The organism is Paramicrobacterium fandaimingii, from assembly GCF_011751745.2.
Classification (GTDB): domain Bacteria; phylum Actinomycetota; class Actinomycetes; order Actinomycetales; family Microbacteriaceae; genus Paramicrobacterium; species Paramicrobacterium fandaimingii.
This window is the reverse complement of the sequence record NZ_CP061170.1, coordinates 2,683,717-2,705,131: the sequence shown is the minus strand read 5'-3', so window position 1 is coordinate 2,705,131 and position 21,415 is coordinate 2,683,717. Positions and strand designations below refer to the sequence as shown.

Here is a 21,415-nt window from a genome sequence, read left to right as displayed (position 1 = left end):
CGGCCTGTCCGCCGCAGCCCACCTCCGATTCGTAAAGGTTGATGCATGACCGAGCACCGCACTGTCGAGACGCCCGACGAGCCCACCGCCGACGAGATCTCCCAGCAGAAGCAGGTGCGGCTCGAGAAGCGTGAGCGGCTTATCGCCGAGGCGAGTGATCCCGGTCAGGGCGCGTACCCCGTCAGCGTTCCCGTGACGCACACGATTCCCGAGGTGCGCGCGAACTGGGGCGACATCGAAACCGATACGGCGACGGGCGTGACCGTCGGCGTCGCCGGTCGCGTGGTGCACGTGCGCAACACGGGAAAGCTCTGCTTTGCGAGCCTGCAGTCCGGTGATGGCACGCGACTTCAGGCGATGGTGAGCCTGGCCTCCGTTGGCGAAGAGAGCCTGGCCGAATGGAAGGCCCTCGTCGACCTCGGCGACCACGTCTTCGTCGAGGGCGAGGTCATTTCGAGCCGCCGAGGCGAGCTGTCGATCATGGTCGCGTCATGGCAGATTGCCTCGAAGGCCGTGCTTCCGCTTCCCAATCTGCACAACGAGCTGAACGAAGAGACGCGTGTGCGCAGCCGGTATCTCGATCTCATCGTGCGTGAGCAGGCGCGGCAGAATGTCGTCATGCGCGCGAAGGCAGTTGCGAGCCTTCGCCGCACGTTTGACGACGATGGCTTCACCGAGATTGAGACGCCCATGCTTCAGGTGATGCACGGCGGCGCCTCAGCGCGCCCCTTCGTCACCCACTCGAACGCGTTCGACACCGAGCTGTTTCTGCGCATCGCCCCCGAGCTCTACCTCAAGCGCGCTGTCGTCGGCGGCATCGACCACGTGTTCGAGATCAACCGCAACTTTCGCAACGAGGGCGCCGATTCTACGCACAGCCCCGAGTTCGCGATGCTCGAGGCCTACCAGGCGTACGGCGATTACAACTCGATCGCCGACCTCACGCAGAAGCTCATCCAGAACTCCGCAGTGGCCGTCGCCGGCTCGCACGTTGTGACCTGGGCAGACGGCGTCGAGTACGACCTTGGCGGCAACTGGGACCGCATCTCGATGTTTGAGAGCCTCTCGGATGCCTCGGGTCGCACAATTACGCCCGAGACCCCGCTCGCCGAGCTGAGGCAACTGGCGGATGCCGAGGGTGTTGAGGTTCCGCATCCGATCCACGGCAAGTACGTCGAGGAGCTGTGGGAGCACTTCGTGGGGGACAGCCTCGAACGGCCGACATTCGTTATGGACTTCCCCGTCGACACGAGTCCCCTTGTGCGACACCACCGCAGCATTCCCGGCGTCGTCGAGAAGTGGGATCTTTATGTGCGCGGCTTCGAGCTGGCAACCGGCTACTCCGAGCTCGTCGACCCGGTCATTCAGCGTGAGCGCTTCGTCGAGCAGGCGAAGCTTGCCGCGGGGGGAGACCTCGAGGCGATGCAGCTCGACGAGGAGTTCCTGCGGGCGCTCGAGTTCGGCATGCCGCCGACGGGAGGCATGGGCATGGGCATTGATCGCCTGCTCATGGCGCTGACCGGCCTCGGCATCCGTGAAACCATTCTGTTTCCGCTTGTGAAGTAGACGCCATGAACGATTACCTTCCCAAAGACGAGCTCGACCCGAAGCGCAAGAACGAGCCGTCGAAAAATCGCATCGCTCTCTGGATCATCGGGGCGGGCGTCGGTCTCTACCTCGTCGGCACGGGGGTCTGGGGAATCATCACCGGCAGCTGACAAGCGGCAACTGAGCCTCAGGCGGCCCGGGGTATGATTGGTGCATCATGATTGAGAACTTCTGGCTGAACGCGGCGTGGTCGATTACTCCGACGCTTCTGCTGTTCGCTCTGTTCTACTTTGTCTTGCGCTCGATCTTTCGTGTCGACCGCAACGAGCGGCGTGTTTATGCCGACATCGAGTCAGAAGAACGCATCCGTCGCGGTCTTCCTCCGACACCTCCCACATCGCCAACGGCCTCAGACCACTGATCGCTAGCCGCTGATTGCCGGTTACTGGGCGTGAGCACGTGACGGCACGCCGCGTCGCCGATTGAGCATCGCCCGATAGCATCGGCACTATGGGTGAGCACGGCAGCGCGCCGCGGGCAGCGAGATGATCGGATGATCGACGAACCGATCTTTCAGATCTTCGGCATCAGCATCGGGCTGTGGGCCATCGTTGTCTTCGCCATCGACCTCACCGTGCGCGTCTTCGCCGTCATCTACGTGCCGCGCAATCGCCTGCCCACCGCCGGCATGGCGTGGCTTCTCGCTATCTTCTTCATTCCGTTTCTCGGCATTCTGTTGTTTCTCCTCATCGGAAACCCCAAATTGCCGCGGCAGAGGCGCAAGCGACAAGACGACATCAACTCGTATATCGCGACGGTCGTCGCCGAGATTCCTCACGACGAGAGCCTCGTCGAGAGCCCGGCATGGCTGCCGTCGCTTGCCTACCTCAACCAGAACCTCGGTGGCTTCCCCGTTGTCGGCGGCAACAGCGCCGAACTCGACCATGGCTACGGGTCGAGTCTCGACGGAATGATCGACGATATCGAGGCAGCGACGTCGTGGGTCCACGTCGAGTTTTACATTCTCTGCCACGACGACACGACGCGCCCGTTCTTCGATGCGCTCGAGCGCGCAGTGAAGCGCGGAGTTCCCGTGCGCGTGCTCTTCGACCACGTCGCGTCTCTTCGCACGCCCGGCTATCGCGCCATGACGCGACGTCTCACCGCAATGGGCGCCGACTGGCACCGGATGCTGCCGCTCGACCCGCTGCAGTGGAAATGGCAGCGGCCCGACCTGCGCAACCACCGCAAGCTGCTCGTCGTCGACGGAAGGATCGGGTGGATCGGATCGCAGAACATCATCGACCGCAGCTACAACAAGCGCAAGAACATCGAGCGTGGGCTCAAATGGCAGGAGCTTCAAGCGCGGGTGCACGGCCCCGTCGTCGGCGCCATCAACGCGATCTTCCTCACTGACTGGTACAGCGAAACCGATGATCTGCTTGCCGACGGCAACGATCCCCGTGGCGAAGGCGATGTGACGCAAGACGAGCGTCCTGGCACGCTCGCCTGCCAGGTTGTTCCCTCGGGCCCCGGGTTCGACGGCGAGAACAACCTGCGCCTGTTCCTCGGTCTGCTCTGGGCTGCACAGAAGCGCATCGTGATCACGAGCCCCTATTTCGTACCAGACGAGTCGCTGCTGTTCGCCGTGACCAGCGCGGTGCAGCGCGGCATCCCCGTTGATCTGTTCGTGTCGGAGATCGGCGATCAGGCGATGGTCTACCATGCGCAGCGGTCGTACTACGAGGCGCTTCTGCGCGCAGGCGTGCGCATTTTCCTCTACCCCAAGCCGTACATTCTGCACGCAAAGCACTTCACCATCGATGACGAGGTGGCGGTGCTCGGCTCGAGCAACATGGACATGCGCTCGTTCGGTCTCAACATGGAGATTTCGCTGCTGGTGCGCGGCGAGACGTTCGTCAACGACATGAGGTCGATCGAAGACCACTACCGTCGCATGAGTCGGGAGCTCACACTCGACGACTGGTTGAAGCAGCCTCTGCGCTCCACGGTGCTCGACAACCTCGCGCGCCTCAGCTCGGCCCTGCAGTAGACAGACCTACTCGAGGCATTGTGCAGGCTTGCGGACATCGTGCAGAGGTGTGCCCACGCACCTTGTCTGCAGCTGTGCACAACGAGGCGCGGCAGATGCGGCAGTCGCAGCAGGTGCAAGAGTCGCAGTAACGCGGCACGCGCAACTCAGGAGCGCACGAGCACGTCGCCGGGGGAGCACCGCAGGGCGTCGCAGATGGCGATGAGCGTCGAAAACCGAATCGCCTTTGCCCGATCGTTCTTCAGCACAGAGAGGTTCACGATGCTGACGCCGACGGCTTCGCTCAACTGTGTGAGCGTCATGCCGCGTTCGGCAAGCAGCTCGTCGAGGCGACAGTGGATGCCGCTCGGCTCGTCGTCCGGCTCGCGCGGCGCCATCAGACGAGGCCTTCCGTGTCGCGCTGCATCCGCCGGCCGATCTCGAACGCCGCCGCGATGACCGCGAGGGCGATCGCCCACACCAGCGGCGTCATCGAGATGTCGAGCGACATGCTGAAGACATCGTCAGCCGAGACTCCGGATGCTGCCGAGCCACCCAGGAACGACGCAACCTCGCCGTGCGCAATCGCCTGCAGCACGCCGTGCCCCCAGTCGCCGATGAGGGCGAGTGCCGCGTACGCGACGAGGCCCCACAGCGTCATCGTGCCAAACGGGCGGCCCTTCAGCACGCCGACGATGAAGACGATGATCACGACAGACACTCCGATACCCGTGATCACCGGGAGGGCGTCTGCCGCGAGGAGCCACCAGCGCGCAGCACTCGGAAGTCCAACGACGGTGACGTCGGCGGTGACGGATGCCGCATCGGACACGGCGCCGAAGTCGGCGACGAGATCGCCGCGGTCTGTCGCTGCCATCATGTCGGTGACCCGCACGGTCGGCGAGGTGAGCAGTGAGATCGCCCGCGCGATGGCTGCCCAAGCGCCGATGACGCTGAACATCACGGCGCCGGTGGCGATCACCTGCAGAAGATAGCGCTCGATGCGCTCGGTCCGCGAGCGCTGTGTGGTCGCGGTTGGCTGCGTGCCAGCATCCGTCATGATCAGTCCTTATCGAATATCGTTATTACCGATAATCGTTAACATATCGATTGTCGTTATTGCTGTCAATCGAGCGTCGACCCGGGCGCTTCTGCCATCCGCACGAGCGCCCGCGCGAGCACCCGCACGAGCGCGCGAACTGTCACGCCGTGGGCGAACAGGGGGCAGAGAGGGGGCAAATGCTCGTTACGCTGTCTGTATCGACACCACTTAAGCCCGAGGTGTCGAAAGGAGTGAAGATGTTCGAGAGATTCACCGACCGCGCTCGTCGCGTCGTCGTTTTGGCCCAAGAAGAGGCCAAGATGCTGAACCACAACTACATCGGAACCGAGCACATTCTGCTCGGTCTCATCCACGAGGGCGAGGGCGTCGCCGCAAAGGCGCTTGAGTCTATGGGAATCTCGCTCGACGCTGTGCGCGAGCAGGTGACCGACATCATCGGAACCGGCCAGCAGCCGCCGACGGGACACATCCCGTTCACGCCGCGCGCCAAAAAGGTTCTCGAGCTCAGTTTGCGTGAAGCGCTGCAGCTCGGCCACAACTACATCGGAACCGAGCACATTCTGCTCGGCCTCATTCGCGAGGGCGAGGGCGTCGCCGCTCAGGTGCTCGTGAAGCTCGGTGCCGACCTCAACCGTGTTCGCCAGCAGGTCATCCAGCTGCTTTCGGGCTACCAGGGCAAGGAATCGGCATCCGTCGGGGCCGGTGCCAACGAGGCAGCGCCCCAGGGCGGCTCGCAGGTGCTCGACCAGTTCGGAACCAACCTCACCCAGGCTGCCCGCGACAACAAGCTCGACCCCGTGATCGGGCGCGAGAAAGAGATCGAGCGGGTCATGCAGATTCTTTCTCGCCGCTCCAAGAACAACCCCGTGCTGATCGGTGAGCCCGGCGTCGGCAAGACCGCGGTCGTCGAAGGCCTCGCGCAGTCGATCGTCAAGGGCGAGGTGCCAGAGACGCTCAAGGACAAGCAGGTCTACTCCCTCGACCTCGGATCGCTTATCGCCGGAAGCCGCTACCGCGGTGACTTCGAAGAGCGCCTCAAGAAGGTGACGAAAGAGATCCGCACGCGCGGTGACATCATCGTCTTCATCGATGAGATCCACACGCTTGTGGGGGCCGGTGCCGCTGAAGGCGCGATCGACGCCGCCAGCATCCTGAAGCCGCTGCTGGCACGAGGCGAACTGCAGACCATCGGTGCGACGACGATCGACGAGTACCGCAAGCACTTCGAGAAGGATGCTGCGCTCGAACGACGCTTCCAGCCGATTCAGGTTGACCAGCCGTCGCTGCCGCACACCATCAACATTCTGAAGGGTCTGCGCGACCGCTACGAGGCGCACCACAAGGTGTCCATCACCGACGGCGCACTCGTTGCCGCTGCGAATCTCTCGGATCGCTACGTCGCTGACCGCTTCCTTCCAGACAAGGCGATCGACCTGATCGACGAGGCCGGAGCCCGACTTCGGCTGTCGATTCTCTCGAGCCCGCCTGAGCTGCGCGAGTTCGACGAGAAGATCTCGGGTGTTCGCCACAACAAGGAAGCCGCGATCGAAGACCAGGACTTCGAGAAGGCAGCAAGCCTGCGCGACGAGGAGAAGAACCTGCTCGCCGAGCGTCTGCGCCTTGAGAAGCAGTGGAGAAGCGGCGAGGTCAAGGCGACGGCAACGGTTGATGAGGGACTCATCGCCGAGGTGCTCGCACAGGCCACCGGCATCCCCGTCTTCAAACTCACAGAAGAAGAGTCCAGCCGGCTCGTCTTCATGGAGAAGGCCCTGCACGAGCGCGTCATCGGGCAGAACGAGGCGATCAACGCTCTCGCTCGCACCATTCGCCGCACGCGTGCTGGCCTCAAGGACCCCAAGCGTCCCAGCGGTTCGTTCATCTTCGCCGGCCCGACCGGCGTCGGAAAGACCGAGCTCGCCAAGGCGCTCGCCGAGTTCTTGTTCGACGACGAAGACGCCTTGATCTCGCTCGACATGAGTGAGTACGGCGAGAAGCACACTGTCTCGCGACTGTTCGGTGCCCCTCCCGGATTCGTCGGATTCGAAGAGGGCGGCCAGCTCACCGAGAAGGTGCGTCGCAAGCCGTTCAGCGTCGTGCTCTTCGACGAGATCGAGAAGGCTCACCCCGACATCTTCAACTCGCTCCTCCAGGTTCTGGAAGAAGGGCGTCTGACAGACGGTCAGGGTCGTCTGATCGACTTCAAGAACACCGTGATCATCATGACCACGAACCTCGGTTCGAAGGGCATCGCCGGTGGGCCTGTCGGCTTCCAGGTCGAGGGCGATACCGCGTCGAACTACGAGACGATGAAGGCGAAGGTGAACGAAGAGCTCAAGAAGCACTTCAAGCCGGAGTTCCTCAACCGTGTCGATGACACCATCGTGTTCCCGCAGCTGTCGAAGCCGGAGCTTCTGCAGATCGTTGATCTGTTCACGAAGCGACTGGCCGAGCGGATGCTGGACCGCGACATGACTGTCGAACTCACCGTTCCGGCCAAGGAGCGTCTCATCGACGTCGGCTTCGACCCGGCTCTCGGTGCGCGGCCGCTGCGTCGTGCGATGCAGAGCGAGGTGGAAGACGAGCTCAGCGAGAAGATTCTGCATGGCGAGCTCAACCCGGGCGACCACGTGCATGTGGACTTTGGTGAAGGCAAGTTCATCTTCACGACCACACAGCGCGAGGAGTCCGTCGGGGCTGGCATCAATGCCAACGCCTCGCTGGGCACCGGCGGTGCAACGCCAGATCTCGCAATCACCGACAACTCGGCCGAGTAGCCACCTGAGCGCACAAAGCGGGGCCGCTGACACTGTCAGCGGCCCCGCTTTGCGCGTGTATGGGGGCCCGCCACTCGTGTGAAAATCGCGGGCGATGATCGATCAGAAATCAAGAAGTAGTGCCCGCGTTGCGTTTCTAGTGTTGAAGCATGAACACGACAACAGCAACCAACACAGTCTCATCACTCACTCTCGAGGTCCCCGATCTTGCAGCAGCCGAGAGCTTCTATGCAGAGCTCGGGCTCGGAGATCGCATCTCGCTTCAGACGTCGACGGAGCCGTCTGACGGCTTCCGAGGCTTCACGATCTCGCTCATCGTCTCGCAGCCTGCCAACGCCGAGCAGATCCTCGACGCGGCGATCGCAGCAGGGGCAACCGTTATCAAACCGGCCGCGAAATCGCTGTGGGGTTTCGGCGGCACCGTGCAGGCGCCGGACGGAACCATCGTGAAGGTGGCGACGTCGACGAAGAAGAACACGAAACCGGCCAGCCGCGACGTCGACGATGTCGTCGTGCTGCTCGCGGCATCCGACGTGCGTGCGAGTAAGCAGTTCTACGTCGACCACGGCTTCGTGCCGGGCAAGAGCTTCGGCAGCTACGTCGAGTTCGAGACGCAGCCGGGGTCCATCAAGTTTGCGCTCTATAAGCGACACGCTCTCGCGAAGGATGCAGGCGTGCCGGAAGCAGGCAGCGGATCGCACCGGATCGTGCTTGAGAACAGCCGCGGGTCATTCACCGATCCCGATGGCTTCGCCTGGTCGTGAGCAACGCGAGGACACCTCGATGTGCCACCCGCTCTGGCAGCAGGCTCTCGCGGAGTCATACGACGCCCAGCGGCTGCCCACTCACATCTCAGAATCAGGAAGCAGCGACAAGCTGTGCACCACGGAACGCAGAAGGAGAACTCTCATGACCACCGCAGAAACCGCTCCAGCCGGAGGTTTCACCGATGATGAACGCGCCGCTATCAAGACGCGCGCTGCAGAGCTTCGGGCTGAAGGCAAGAAGGGCGCGAAGAAGGCAGACGACCTGCAAGCCGTCATCGACGCTGTAGCGAAGATGCCGCCCGCGGACCGAGAGCTGGCCGAGCGTGTGCATTCGACAATCACGGCTACCGCCCCGGAGCTCGCGCCGAAGACCTGGTACGGCATGCCCGCCTATGCGAATGCCGAGGGCAAGATCGTTGTCACATTCAAGCACTCGGGCAAGTTCAAGACGCGATACTCGACAATCGAGTTTCAGGATGCCGCGATTCTCGACGAGGGCGACATCTGGCCGGTGTCGTGGGCGATTCCGGCGTGGACGCCCACTGTGGAGGCCACGATTGTGAAGGCGGTCGCCGCGGCAATTCGGTCGTCCTGATCGAGCGCGCCACACGACTGCCCGCAAAGTGAGTCGCTGGCTTGCCTGAGGCTCGCTTGGCTGTCGTCATCCGCGCCACCCGCGGGACAGGAGCGCGTCACGGACGCGGCGGGCAAGCGTTTCAGGATCGCGAATCAGCTCCGAGCTCACCTGGATGACTATCCACCCTTCGGCCCGCAGCCGTTCTACGCGCTCGATGTCTTTTGCGTACTGATGCCCGTGCGCCTGACCCTGATACTCGATGGCCACTTTCAGCTTAGGGAACGACATGTCGATGCAGCCGAGATGCACCCCGTATCTATCAAAGGCATCGACGTTGAGCTGAGGCTCAGGAAGCCCGTTCGTCACCAGGTGATAGCGAGTGAGTGACTCCATCGGCGACCACGAATCGAACCGAATCAACGGCAGTGCCTCTCGAAGCTTTGCTGCGCCGGTTCGTCGGGTAGCGCTCAGCGCATCCGCGAGTTTGTCTGGCGTCGCGAGCGGCTTTCTGCCCGCATTCGGGCGATAGTAACCTTCCCTGCGCCACACTCGGCAGAAGTAGTCGCCGACAGCGACAAGCCAGGACACATCAAGTGACTCTCCGAGCATCGCCCAGGTCGTGGCGGGCGACGATACCGGCAGTTCATCGACAGTAGTGACGGTGGCTGAGCTCGTCGTTGCGCTGTGCGATCTCACTCCTCGTGCTTTGCTTGAACGGCCGGGGCGGAAGATCGTCACGTGGAGCTCGGTCATGAGAGAAAACGGCAAGGGTGCGCCGTGGAGAAGTGCGGCGGTTTCATGACTGAAGAATTCGTTGTCGCGCAGGCGATGTGAGTACGCACCTGCAAGCCGACGAGTAGATGCGACACGATCCGCCGCTTGTTCGTCGTCTGTGTTGGGAAGCATCCGGATGCCATGAAACGGTGACTCGAGCAACGGATGCTGCAGTTGCGACTGAGCGACTCCGTGCTTCGTTGCCGCAGCCACCGAGAACGATTGCCCCAGGGCGAGGGGGATCGAGAGTTTGGATCGTGGCATAGCCGACACTTTGCCAGGCTGCGCTTCTGCGCGTGGAGACTTTCCACAGGCGGCCGTTTTCGCAGAATCTCATGCGGCCCAGATAATCGCCTCCGCGGCATCAAGCCGTTTTTTGGGACGCATGAACGGGTGAGCGCAGACGGGTCAGTCGAGGTGGTCGAGGTAGCGCAGCAGAACGCCCTCGCGCATCGCCCACGGCGAGACGTCGAGCTCTTTCACGCCGAACACGCGCATCGTCTCAGACAGCACGATGCCGCCCGCCACGATCTGGAACGTGCGGTCGAGCGTGATGCCCGGCAGTTCGGGGCGGGATGCCGCGGGCAGACGCGCGAGCCGGGGAACCCAGTCGTCGAGCTGGCTGCGCCGCAGCAGCATCCGGTCGCTGTCTCCGACGCCATCTCGCACCGATCCGGCCAGGCGCGCAAGCGAGCGAATCGTCTTTGACGACCCGACGACGTGAGAAGGCGGCGGCAGCGTCGCGAACTCCTCGCGAGCCTGCTCGAGGATGCCGCGGGCGTGCTCTCGCAATGCTGTCTGCTGTTCGAGGGTGGGCGGGTCGTCTGACAGAAACGAGATTGTCGAGCGACCGGCGCCGAGTGGCAGGCTCATGCCGACAGTCGGGTATTCGTCTTGCCCCATTGACAGCTCGAGTGAGCCGCCGCCGATGTCGAAGAGCAGAATGTTTCCTGCGGACCAGCCGTACCAGCGACGCACGGCGAGGAACGTGAGCTTCGCCTCGTCTTCGCCCGAGAGCACCTGCAGGTCGACACCGGTCTGCTCGGTCACGAGGCTGAGCACCTCGGGGCCGTTCTTCGCCTCGCGGATGGCAGAGGTCGCCATGGGGAGGAAGCTGTCGAGGTTGCTGCGGTCGGCGAGCTCGACGGCGCCCGAGACCGCCGAGACGATCGCGTCGACGCCTTCGTCGGTGATCGATCCGTCTGGTGCGAGGTAGCGCATGAGGCGCAGAACCGACTTGTGGCTCGCCATCGGCTGTGGGTGTGCGCCGGGGTGGGCGTCGACGATCAGCAGGTGAACGGTGTTGGAACCGACGTCGAGAACCCCGAGGCGCATACGAGAACGATAGCGTGACTTCGGTGCCGATGCGTGCCGCTCACGAGGCTTGCAGGGAGGCGGCGATAAGATTTCTGCCGACCGGGGTCGTTGTTCTCCGGGGAGCGGAGAGCTTATCTGATGAGCCAGATCAACGTGCGGTGGGCGACGACGGCCGATGTTCCACGTATTCAGCAGCTCATCGAACCGCTTGTGCAAGAGCGCATTCTGCTCGGCAAAGACCGCGTCGTTTTCTACGAGGCGGTTCAGGAGTTTCGCGTCGCCGAGACCAGCGACGGCGACGTGATTGGCTGCGGCGCACTGCATGTGATGTGGGAAGACCTCGGCGAGGTGCGCACGCTCGCGGTTGCCCAGCCCTGGCTCGGCACCGGCGTCGGTCATGCGCTTCTCAATCAGCTGCAAGACGATGCTCGCGCGCTCGGCTTGATTCGGCTGTTCTGCCTCACCTTCGAGGTGGATTTCTTCACACGGCACGGGTTCGCCCCGATCGGTGAAGGCATTGTTGACCCCGACGTGTATGCGGAACTTGCGCGTTCGACAGACGAAGGTGTCGCCGAATTTCTCGACCTTGCCCGGGTCAAGCCGAATACTCTCGGCAATACCCGGATGCTGCGCGTTCTCTGACGCGCGTCGGCAATTTTCTGGCGTGCACGCACATGCCATGACGCAGATGCGCTCTGCCGTGCTCAGGTGAGCAGCCCTGTCGCGATGCTCTGCGCATGTACGTGACGAGCGACCGAATGTCGGTGCAGACCCGTAGCTTGTAGTCAGTTGTTTACCAGCATGCTGTGAGAACGACACCCGCAGCTTCTACCGTGGCGATGGCGCCGCGCACGAGGTTGCGAAGTTGAGGCGCATTGGCGCGCCCGCGTGAGGGCGCGCCACAAGACTGTGGCGAGGAGAGCCTTCTGTGACAAAACCCACCCCGCGGCGACGCGTGATTCTGGCCGCATCCGCTCTTTTGGGGCTTGCCTGTGCACCGCTTGCCGCACTGCCCGCGGCGGCAGAGCCAGATAGCACGGCAACACCGGAAGCGTCTGGGGTGGTGATCAACGAGGCGTATCTCTCTGGAGGCAGCGCCGGAGCGATGTACGAGCACAAGTTCGTCGAACTGTACAACCCGACGGATGCCGCGATCGCGCTCGACGGCATGACGCTGCAGTACCGCTCCGACAATGGCGATGGCGCCATGCGTGCGGGCAAGCCGCTGACGGGCAGCATCGAACCGGGAGGCTATTACCTGATTTCGGGTGCGAGCAACGGCGACGAGGGCGATGCGCTGACGAGCGTCAATCTTGACGGAACGATCAACCCGAGCGGAACCAACGGGACGATCGTGCTCGTCGACGGCACTGACCCGATTGCTCCCCCACAAGGTGACATCGCCGGCGCCGACGATGTTGTCGATGCGCTGGGCTACGGCTCAGCGATGACTTTCGAAGGCGAAGCAGCGGTGTCGCCAGACGGCACCCACGACGTGCGCTCGAACGTTCGCACCGACGGTGTCGATACCGACAACAACAGGGATGACTTCTCGCTCACCGCAGAAATCACGCCGCAGGGAACCGGCGACATCACTGTCGGCGAAGACGATGAAGAAGAAGAGCCGCCCGAGCCCACTGGCCCAGGTGAGCAGCTCACGATCGCCGAGATTCAGGGCGCGAGCTGGAGCACGCCGTACGAGGGTGACGTCGTGACAACGACGGGCGTCGTCACGGCGGCGTACCCCCACGGCGGGATGAAGGGTTTCTACCTGCAAACGGCAGGCTCTGGTGGCGATGCAGACACGGCGTCGCGCACAGCAAGTGACGGCATCTTCGTTTATCTCGATGAGATTCCCGTGACCGTTGAGACCGGCGACACAGTAACCGTCAACGGGTACGCCGACGAGTATTACGGGCTGACGCAGATTGCCGTAGCAAGTGCGAGCGACATCGCCGTGGACGAAAACTCGGATGCTGTCGCTCCCGAGCCCGCGGCGATCGCGTTCCCCGACACCGACGCCGAGCGCGAGCTCTTTGAGGGCATGCTCGTGTCGCCGCAGAGCGACTACACGGTGACAGAGGTGTATGAGGCGAACCGCTACGGCGAGGTCGCCCTTGCGGCATCCACGACCCCTCTCGTGAACCCGACGGTGAAGGGCCTGCCCGAAACTCCCGCCTACGAAGCCGAGGTTGCACGTGCCGAGGCCGAGGCAGTCACGCTCGATGACGGGTCGACGTTTGACTTCACGAACCCCGCGAACTCCGAGACTCCGCTGCCGTACCTGTCGCTCGAGAACCCGGTGAGGGTCGGCGCTGCTGTCACATTCACCGACTCGGTCGTGCTCGACTACAGGTTCAGCACGTGGAAGTTTCAGCCGACGCACGTGGTGACGGGTGACACGGCGCAGCCAGCAACGTTTGAGAACACCCGAGAGGATGCTCCGGAGGACGTCGGGGGAGACCTGAAGCTCGGTACGTTCAACGTGCTCAATTACTTCGCGACGACAGGCGACCAGCGCTCCGGCTGCACCTCGTTTTACACAGACCGTGACGGCAACCCGATCACCGTGCGCGACTCGAGCCCAGAGAACTGCCAGGTGCGTGGTGCGGCCAATGCCGAGAATCTCGAGCGCCAGCAGGTGAAGATCGTTGCGGCGATCAACGCGCTTGACGCCGACATCGTGTCGCTTGAGGAGATCGAGAATTCGCTCGCCACGGGCAAGACCGACCGCGACTACGCGCTCAGCACGCTGGTCGATGCCCTGAATGCCGCGGTGGGCAGCGACGTATGGGCATTCGTGCCATCGCCTGAAGCTCTGCCGAAGAACGAAGACGTCATCCGCACGGCGTTCATCTACAAGCCAGCGGCTGTGGAGCTCGTCGGTGAGGCGCAGATTCTCATCGGGTCTGACGCCTTCGAGAACGCCCGCGAACCCGATGCGCAGGCCTTCAAGCCGCTCGGTGGAACAGAAGACGACACGTTCGTGGTCGTGTCGAACCACCTCAAGTCAAAGGGCAGCGCAGACGAGTGCGCGGGCGATCCCTCAGACGACGACAACTGCGACAGCGGTGAGGGAATCGGCGGGTTCAATGGAGACCGCACGCGTCAGGCTGCTGCCCTCGTTGACTTCGCTGACAGTTTCGCCGCGAAGCACAACACCGAAAAGGTGTTTCTCGTCGGCGACTTCAACTCGTATGCGGCTGAAGACCCGATCACCACGATTCTTGCCGCTGGATACGTTGATCAAGGTGCCAAGACGGGGGAGTACACCTACAACTACGGTGGTGCGGTCGGGTCGCTCGACTACATCTTCGCCTCCCCTGCGGCCGATGCCACGGTGACGGGGCAGGACATCTGGAACATCAACTCTGCGGAGTCCGTCGCCCTGGAATACTCGCGGTACAACTACAACGTCACAAATTTCTACGCGCCCGATGTCTACCGCGCGAGTGACCACGACCCGATGCTCGTCGGCATTGCCACGAGCGCTGGTGATGGCGAGGGGGAGGAGCCGGGCAACGGTGACAATCCCGGCGGTGATCAGGATGCCGGCGAGCCGACGCCCGCCGACGATGCAGACATCAGTGCGAACCTCGAGATCGATCTCGGGCTGCCCGACTCGCTTGTGCGGGGGCAGAGCTTCACAGTGACGCTGCCAGACGGCGCCTCGGGTTCTCTCGCGGTGTGGCTGCATTCCGAACCCGTGCTGCTGACCGACGGTTACGTCATGGCATCCGACGACGGGACGGTCACCGTCACCGTTCCCGCTGACGCACCGCTCGGCGAGCACCGGGTCGTGGTCGTGTCGGAGACCGGCGAGGTGCTCGGCTGGCAGGCCGTGACCGTGACGGAAGCAGGCGCGACGGCATCCGGAGACCTGCCCTGGACGGGAACAGAGGCGTTGCCGCTTCTGATCGTCGCGCTGCTGCTCATGGCTCTCGGAGGCGTTGTGCTCGTTGCGCGCCGACGTCGACTCGGCTGAATGAACTCAGGCGAGCATGCTCGCCTCTGCCCCGCCCGCTCCGGGCATCAACCCAAAAAATCAGGAGAAACATGTTGCCACTGAAACGCCGGACGAGGCGTCTGACCGCGATCGGCGCGCTGGCGGGGCTGGCCCTCGCCCCGCTCACTGCCGTCGCGGCCAACGCTGCCGAGGAACCAACGACGATCAACCTGCTCAACATCAACGACTTCCACGGTCGCATCGATGACAACACGGTGACCTTCGCGGGCACGATCGAGAAGCTGCGTGCGCAGCACCCCGACAACACCTTGCTGCTGTCGGCGGGCGACAACATTGGCGCGTCGGTCTACGCGTCATCGTCCGCTCAGGACGAGCCGACGATCGATGTGCTGAACGATTTGGGGCTCGTTGCCTCTGCCGTAGGCAACCACGAGTTCGACAAGGGGCTCGCCGATCTGACGAGCCGCGTTTCGGAGCGGGCAAACTTCCCGTACCTCGGCGCGAACGTGTACGACTCCAACGGTGACACCCCGCTTGAGGAATACACGATCGAGCACATTGGCGACGTCTCGATCGCCATCATTGGAGCGGTCACGCAGGAGGTGCCGTCGCTCGTGTCGAAGGACGGCATCGCGGGCCTCACCTTCGGTGACCCCGTCGAAGCGGTGAACCGCGTTGCCGGCGAGCTCACTGATGGCAACCCCGACAACGGGGAAGCCAACGTGATCGTGGCCGAGTATCACGAGGGAGCGTCAGCGGGTACGCCCGAGGGTGCGACGCTCGAGCAAGAGGTCGCCGCGGGCGGCGCGTTTGCCGCCATCGTGACCGAGACGGATGCTGCCGTCGACGCGATCTTCACCGGGCACACGCACAAGCAGTATGCGTGGACTGACGACAACGGTCGTGCCATCGTGCAGACGGGAAGTTACGGTGAGAACATCGGGCAGATCACTCTGAGCTACAACAGTGAGACAGACGTCGCTACGGTCGAGAAGGTCGGCAATACCGCGCGCGTCGAGGCCGAAGAGGGAGCAACGGACGACGAGACCGAAGCGAACAAGAAGGCGCTGCGCGACGAACTCGTCAACACCTACCCGCGCGTGAAAGCCGTCAACGAGACAACGCAGGATGCGCTCGCAGCGGCGGAGATCACAGGCAGCGTCGTCCTCGGTCAGGCAACAGCCGACATCACTACTGCGTACTACACGAACGACAAGGGTGAGTCGGTGCGCGACGACCGGTCGAGCGAGTCGACGCTTGGCAACTTCGTCGCCGACGCCATGCTCGACACCCTCAGTGACGAATCGCTGGGTGGCGCCGAGATCGGTGTCGTCAACCCCGGCGGTTTGCGCGCCGAAATGTTCGAGGGCGAAGTCACTGTGGCCGAGGCGAACTCGATTCTGCCGTTCGTCAACAACCTCTGGACGACAACGCTCACGGGCGAGCAGGTGAAGATCATGCTCGAACAGCAGTGGCAGCGCTCAGCCGACCCGGAGGGAGAGACACCGAGCCGCCCGTACCTGCAGCTGGGCCTGTCGAACAACGTCACGTACACGTACGACCCCGACGCCGCAAAGGACAACCACATCACCTCGGTAACGGTCAACGGTGAGCCGCTCGACATGGAACGCGACTACCGCATCGGCTCCTTCAGCTTCCTGCTCAACGGTGGAGACAACTTCCACGTGTTCACCGAGGGGAAGAACACGAAGGACTCCGGGCTCGTCGACCGCGACGCGTGGATGGACTACATCAAGACGCACGAGGTAGTCTCGCCCAGCTACGACCGCCGCGCCGTCGCTGTGACGGGATTCCCGACCGAGCCGGTCGAGGCAGGCTCGTCGTTCGAGCTTGGGCTCTCGAAGCTCAACCTGACATCGAAGAACGTCCCAGCCGAGACAGGGCTCACGATCGCTCTCGATGGCGAGACGATCGGCACAATGGCCGTGACCGACGGGGCGGCGAACGTGCAGATCGATGTTCCTGAGGGCGAAACGGGTGATCACACGCTCACTTTGACCGGTGACGTGAACGGCACCGTCGTGACGATTCCGGTGACCGTCGCAGCGGGAGATGGCGGAGAGACCCCCGGTACAGAGAAGCCAAGCGAAGACCCGGCTCCCGTCGACGACAGCGACATTCCGGATGCTGCCGCGGGCGGCATAGAGACTGTCGACGAGGCAAAGGCCGGTGAGACCATCACGATCGACGTCGGCACTGATCATGCGGGCGAGTGGGTGTCGGTGTGGCTGCATTCAACGCCGATCCAGCTCTCTGACGGCTGGGTGCAGGTGTCTGCCGAGGGAACCGTCACCGTGACGATTCCGAGCGACGTTGCCGCGGGAGACCACCGCATCGTCGTTCTCGACGCCAACGGCGACGTGATCGGCTGGCAGGACATCACGATCACGGCGGCCGAGGGCTCAGGCGATGGAACCAACGCGGCAGGGGATCTGCCGCGCACGGGCGCCGAAGCCTCGGAGCTGCTGCCGTTTGCGCTCATCGCACTGGGGCTTATGGCCCTCGGCGGTGCAGCGTTCGGCGTCAACCGTTACCACACACGGAAAGCGGCTGACCGCTCGTAAGGAACCGCAACTGTCGGCGCGCGGGGAGAATCACGGTTCTCTCCGCGCGCCGACGCCTGACTGAAAGGCTTCTCATCGCGCGCGTGGCGCGACAGCATCCGGGATTAAGACACCTACCATGAGGGCATGTCGACGAATCAGGGTCCTCGCGGTCGTCAGCCCCGCAGCGTCTACATCAAACGGCGCCTCTGGGTGCTCGCCGGGCTGATCGCGGTCATTGCAATAGTCGTTCTGCTGATTTGGCGCCCCGGCTCGTCGTCTGGCGCCGAAGACACGAAGAACGATGCCTCGCAGTCAGAGCCGACGAAACCGTCGCCGAAAGAGACCGCGGCTGAAGAGAAGGCGTCGAACGAACCCGTCGCGTGCACGAAAGACAACGTCGAAATCGTTGCGAAGACCGACAAGACGACGTACGCCTCGGGGGAGAAGCCCAAACTGTCGTTGACCATCACGAACGTCGGCGACGCTGCGTGCACGATCGACGTCGGAACGTCGCAGCAGGTGTTCACCATCACCAGCGGCAAAGACACCTACTGGACGTCGACGGATTGCCAGGTTGAGCCGACGAACGCCGAGACCACGATTGACGCGGGCAAATCGCTGACCTCTGAGCCGGCGATTGAGTGGGACCGCACGCGAAGCAATCCCGATACGTGCGACGCCGACGAGCGAGACCCGGTTCCGGGAGACGGTGCGTCCTACCACCTGACAACGTCGGTAGCGGGCATCGAGTCGAAGGACAGCGCCCAGTTCGCCCTGTATTGATGAGGGTCGGCCTCTTCTGGCGGGGCACGCGCTGATCGCGGGGAGTCCGAACTGGCACACTGGAATCATGGCCAAGCCCAACAGAAAAAACCAACAACCGGACTTTCGCTCGCAGACGCTTGCCGATGCGCTTGAGAAGCAAGACATGGCCGCCATCGCCTATGCGCTGCGCAACGATCGCATGGTGGTTCCCCTCATGAAGCCGGGGCAGTCAGACAAGCCGACGGATGCTGGCGAAGTGTGGACGTTTCGCCAGCCCGAGACGGGAAAGCTTGCCCTGCTGCTGTTCTCTGACGCAAAGAATAAGCCGGCCTCGCTTCCGCCGTTTGTCGGCCTGCAGGACGGCTTGTGGCTACACACGTTCTTGCGCACACACGGCGAGGCGATCGATACTGTCTTCTTCGACATTGCGGGGCCGCACCCGCTTCAGGCCGCTCCAGACGAGATCATGCGAGTTCTCGACATCGAGACGACGTGAGCTGAGTTCAAAACGCTGTGTCGATCTCGCGGTCGCGCAGCGAGCCTCCCGAGCGCTTCGACAGGGCGAGAGCATTTTGGATGCCGCCGGAGGCTGAATCGAGAAGGTTCGAGTAGCCGAGGCGCGTCGCCTCCGAACGGCGCTGCTTCGCGGCGACGACAGGCCGGATTTCGCCAGCGAGACTGATCTCGCCGAACGCGGCGAGCGAGTGCGAGACCGGCCAATCGCCGCGCGCTGAGGCGATGGCGACGGCGATCGCGAGGTCGGCCGACGGTTCGGTGAGGCGCACCCCGCCCACCGTCGAGACGTAGACGTCGCAATCAGAGAGCTTCACGCCCGCGCGCTTTTCGAGAACGGCGAGCAGCATGGAGACGCGGCTGGAATCGACACCGCTCGTGACCCGGCGTGCGTTCGGGGCCGGGGTGGGGACGACGAGCGCCTGAATCTCAACGGGAAGCGCTCGGCGGCCCTCCATCGCCACGGTGACGCACGTTCCCGACACCGGGGCGCCGCGGCTGAGAAACAGCTTCGACGGGTCGGGAACCTCGGCGATGCCCGTGCCGGTCATCTCGAAGCATCCGACCTCATCTGTGGGACCGAAGCGGTTCTTCAACGCGCGAATGAATCGCAACGCGGTCTGTCTATCGCCCTCGAACTGGCAAACGACATCAACGAGGTGCTCGAGCAGCCGCGGACCGGCGATCGTGCCGTCTTTCGTGACGTGGCCGACGAGCAGCAGCGGGAGCGAGCGCTCTTTCGCCACACGGATGAGCGCGGCGGCGACTTCGCGAACCTGGCTCGGCTGGCCGGGCAGTCCATCGACGGTGCCGCTGGCGACGGTCTGCACCGAGTCGACGATCAGCAGATCGGGGTTCACCGATTCGATCTGCCCGAGCACCGTCGACAGGTCGGTCTCGGCGGCGATGAACAGATTGTCGTCGAGGGCACCCGTGCGCTCGGCCCTCAGCCGCACCTGGCTCACCGACTCTTCGGCGCTCACGTAAAGCACACGAGCCTTCGCTCGGGCGGTGCGCGCGGCGACCTCGAGCAGCAGCGTCGACTTGCCGACGCCCGGTTCGCCGGAGACGAGAATCGCGGCGCCGGGGACGAGTCCGCCACCGAGCACACGGTCGAACTCCGTGACTCCGCTCGGCCACTGCGAAATCGACGACGTTGCGACGTCGGTGATGGGGCGCGCTACCCGTTCGGTCGCAACGGAAGCTGCAGTCACGCGCTTCTGAATTCCGCTCGATTGACCCGCTTCGACGACGGTGCCCCACTGCTGGCATTCACCGCAGCGTCCGACCCATTTCGCGGTCTGCCAGCCGCACTCGGTGCACGTGTATGCGGATACGGTTTTGGCCATGAATCTGAGCGTACCCGCCGGTTCTGACATCGCCGTGCTCGTTCCGCGTGGAGCCGCGGCCAAACGGGGGACATCGCATCTCTTGACACCCCTGTCTCCGAGGGGGTACAGGTTGGTTATGGAGGCATTCGAGAAGTGGGAATCTGAGATTCGCGGCTATAGCCGCACATATCCGACGGTCTTTGCTTCGGCATCGAACGCGCGGCAGGTTGATGAAGCTGGTCGCAGCTACGTTGACTTCTTCGGGGGCGCTGGCGTCCTCAACTTTGGCCATAACAATGAGCGCATGAAGCGCGCCATGATCGAGTTTCTCGAGGCAGATGGAGTCGCCCACAGTCTCGACATGGCGACGACGACGAAGCGTGACTTCCTCGAGCGCTTCGGCACGACGATTCTTGAGCCGCGGGGCATGACGCACAAGATGCAGTTCATGGGCCCGACGGGGTCGAACGCTGTGGAAGCCGCGCTCAAGCTCGCCAGGCGCGTGACAGGGCGGCGCAACGTCGTGGCGTTCTCACACGGGTTCCACGGAATGACGCTCGGCTCGCTGGCGCTCACCGCCAACGACTTCTTCCGTCAGGCGGCCGGGGTTCCGCTCGACTACGTGGAGCGCGGACCTTTCGACACGGCCCCGGGTGGCGGCGTGCAGGCTGTCGACGACTATCGGGCGCAGCTCGAAGACCCGTCGAGCGGTCGCATTCCGCCGGCGGCCTTCGTCGTCGAAGTGATTCAGGCAGAGGGCGGCGTCAACGTCGCAAGCGCAGAATGGCTTCAGGCCGTGCAGAAGCTCGCACACGACGTCGGCGCGCTGTTCATCATCGACGACATTCAGGTCGGATGCGGTCGAACCGGAAGCTACTTCGGCTTCGACGGCCTCGGTCTTGACCCCGACATCGTCTGTCTGGCGAAGGGCATCGGCGGCTACGGGACTCCGCTCGCGATGAACCTCGTGAAACCCGAGCATGATGCTCACTGGGCACCGGGGGAGCACACGGGAACGTTCCGCGGACAGGGACTGTCGTTCGTTGCCGGCACTGTCGCCCTCGGCTACTTCGACGACGACGAGCTCATGAACGAGGTTGTTCGCAAGGGCGAGGTCATGCGATCTGCGCTGCAGAGCCTCGCTGACGAGTTTCCCGACAGCGGCTTCGATGTTCGCGGCCGCGGCATGATCCAGGCACTCGACGTCGTGGACGGCGCGATTGCCAAGAAGGTCGTTGCGTACTGCTTCGAGCACGGCATGCTCATCGGAGCCTGTGGCAGCGGTGGGCGCGTGCTCAAGCTCATTCCGCCGCTCACAACACCAGACGATGATCTGCAGGAGGGTCTCGACACGCTCGTGAGCGCTGTTCGAGCATCCGTCTGATCAAGTCGACTCACCACAATTGAACAGCGAGAACGA

At 63.5% G+C, this 21,415-nt stretch carries 18 protein-coding genes; 13 read left to right on the top strand and 5 right to left on the bottom strand.

Features of this window, described 5'->3' with window-relative positions:
• Positions 1 to 45: 45 nt before the first annotated feature.
• From lysS to cls, 4 genes are all read left to right on the top strand, one after another.
• Entirely contained in the window at positions 46 to 1,566 is a 1,521-nt protein-coding gene (gene lysS / locus HCR84_RS13045) for a lysine--tRNA ligase (protein ID WP_166980354.1), read from the top strand.
• A gap of 5 nt (positions 1,567 to 1,571) precedes the next feature.
• Positions 1,572 to 1,718, top strand: coding sequence for a hypothetical protein (locus HCR84_RS13040; RefSeq protein WP_166980356.1), 147 nt, complete (start codon positions 1,572 to 1,574; stop codon positions 1,716 to 1,718).
• A 47-nt stretch (positions 1,719 to 1,765) separates the two neighbouring features.
• Positions 1,766 to 1,969 carry a hypothetical protein gene (locus HCR84_RS13035; protein WP_166980359.1) on the top strand — a complete coding sequence of 68 codons (204 nt, stop codon included), beginning with the start codon at positions 1,766 to 1,768 and terminating at the stop codon, positions 1,967 to 1,969.
• 132 nt (positions 1,970 to 2,101) lie between these two features.
• A complete protein-coding gene (gene cls, locus HCR84_RS13030) occupies positions 2,102 to 3,601 on the top strand; it encodes a cardiolipin synthase (protein WP_166980361.1) in 1,500 nt (499 codons plus the stop codon).
• Between the two features lie 146 nt (positions 3,602 to 3,747).
• Here the strand turns inward: cls and HCR84_RS13025 are convergent, their stop codons facing one another.
• Positions 3,748 to 3,978, bottom strand: a complete 231-nt coding sequence (locus HCR84_RS13025; RefSeq protein ID WP_166980363.1) for a helix-turn-helix domain-containing protein — start codon at positions 3,976 to 3,978, stop codon at positions 3,748 to 3,750.
• The gene (locus HCR84_RS13020; protein WP_166980365.1) at positions 3,978 to 4,640 is read right to left on the bottom strand and encodes a hypothetical protein; all 663 of its coding nucleotides are present in this window, start codon (positions 4,638 to 4,640) and stop codon (positions 3,978 to 3,980) included. Before HCR84_RS13020 ends, HCR84_RS13025 begins: the two co-directional genes overlap by 1 nt.
• Before the next feature lie 239 nt (positions 4,641 to 4,879).
• Between HCR84_RS13020 and HCR84_RS13015 the strand changes: the two genes are divergently transcribed.
• The 3 genes from HCR84_RS13015 (at position 4,880) to HCR84_RS13005 (ending at position 8,779) form a co-directional block, all read left to right on the top strand.
• Positions 4,880 to 7,417 (top strand): ATP-dependent Clp protease ATP-binding subunit, encoded by a 2,538-nt coding sequence (locus HCR84_RS13015; RefSeq protein WP_166980367.1) that lies wholly within the window; start codon positions 4,880 to 4,882, stop codon positions 7,415 to 7,417.
• Between the two features lie 149 nt (positions 7,418 to 7,566).
• Positions 7,567 to 8,181, top strand: a complete 615-nt coding sequence (locus HCR84_RS13010) for a VOC family protein (protein ID WP_166980369.1) — start codon at positions 7,567 to 7,569, stop codon at positions 8,179 to 8,181.
• Between the two features lie 145 nt (positions 8,182 to 8,326).
• Entirely contained in the window at positions 8,327 to 8,779 is a 453-nt protein-coding gene (locus HCR84_RS13005) for an iron chaperone (RefSeq protein WP_166980371.1), read from the top strand.
• A gap of 66 nt (positions 8,780 to 8,845) precedes the next feature.
• Here the strand turns inward: HCR84_RS13005 and HCR84_RS13000 are convergent, their stop codons facing one another.
• A complete protein-coding gene (locus HCR84_RS13000; protein WP_166980373.1) occupies positions 8,846 to 9,799 on the bottom strand; it encodes a DUF559 domain-containing protein in 954 nt (317 codons plus the stop codon).
• Positions 9,800 to 9,943: 144 nt separating this feature from the next.
• A complete protein-coding gene (locus HCR84_RS12995) occupies positions 9,944 to 10,870 on the bottom strand; it encodes a Ppx/GppA family phosphatase (protein WP_166980375.1) in 927 nt (308 codons plus the stop codon).
• Between the two features lie 120 nt (positions 10,871 to 10,990).
• Here HCR84_RS12995 and HCR84_RS12990 point away from each other — a divergent pair, with 120 nt between their 5' ends.
• From HCR84_RS12990 to HCR84_RS12970, 5 genes are all read left to right on the top strand, one after another.
• Complete coding sequence (locus HCR84_RS12990) at positions 10,991 to 11,494, top strand: amino-acid N-acetyltransferase (RefSeq protein WP_166980377.1); 504 nt, start codon at positions 10,991 to 10,993, stop codon at positions 11,492 to 11,494.
• 286 nt (positions 11,495 to 11,780) lie between these two features.
• Entirely contained in the window at positions 11,781 to 14,837 is a 3,057-nt protein-coding gene (locus tag HCR84_RS12985) for an ExeM/NucH family extracellular endonuclease (protein WP_166980379.1), read from the top strand.
• Positions 14,838 to 14,908: 71 nt separating this feature from the next.
• Positions 14,909 to 17,404 carry a bifunctional metallophosphatase/5'-nucleotidase gene (locus HCR84_RS12980; protein WP_166980381.1) on the top strand — a complete coding sequence of 832 codons (2,496 nt, stop codon included), beginning with the start codon at positions 14,909 to 14,911 and terminating at the stop codon, positions 17,402 to 17,404.
• A 126-nt stretch (positions 17,405 to 17,530) separates the two neighbouring features.
• Positions 17,531 to 18,169, top strand: coding sequence for a hypothetical protein (locus HCR84_RS12975; protein WP_166980383.1), 639 nt, complete (start codon positions 17,531 to 17,533; stop codon positions 18,167 to 18,169).
• Positions 18,170 to 18,236: 67 nt separating this feature from the next.
• Positions 18,237 to 18,647: an SseB family protein gene (locus HCR84_RS12970; RefSeq protein ID WP_166980385.1), complete on the top strand. Its 411-nt coding sequence runs from the start codon at positions 18,237 to 18,239 to the stop codon at positions 18,645 to 18,647.
• Positions 18,648 to 18,654: 7 nt separating this feature from the next.
• Here the strand turns inward: HCR84_RS12970 and radA are convergent, their stop codons facing one another.
• The gene (radA, locus tag HCR84_RS12965; protein WP_244972484.1) at positions 18,655 to 20,013 is read right to left on the bottom strand and encodes a DNA repair protein RadA; all 1,359 of its coding nucleotides are present in this window, start codon (positions 20,011 to 20,013) and stop codon (positions 18,655 to 18,657) included.
• Between the two features lie 118 nt (positions 20,014 to 20,131).
• Here radA and HCR84_RS12960 point away from each other — a divergent pair, with 118 nt between their 5' ends.
• Complete coding sequence (locus HCR84_RS12960) at positions 20,132 to 21,379, top strand: aspartate aminotransferase family protein (protein WP_166980389.1); 1,248 nt, start codon at positions 20,132 to 20,134, stop codon at positions 21,377 to 21,379.
• Positions 21,380 to 21,415: the final 36 nt, after the last annotated feature.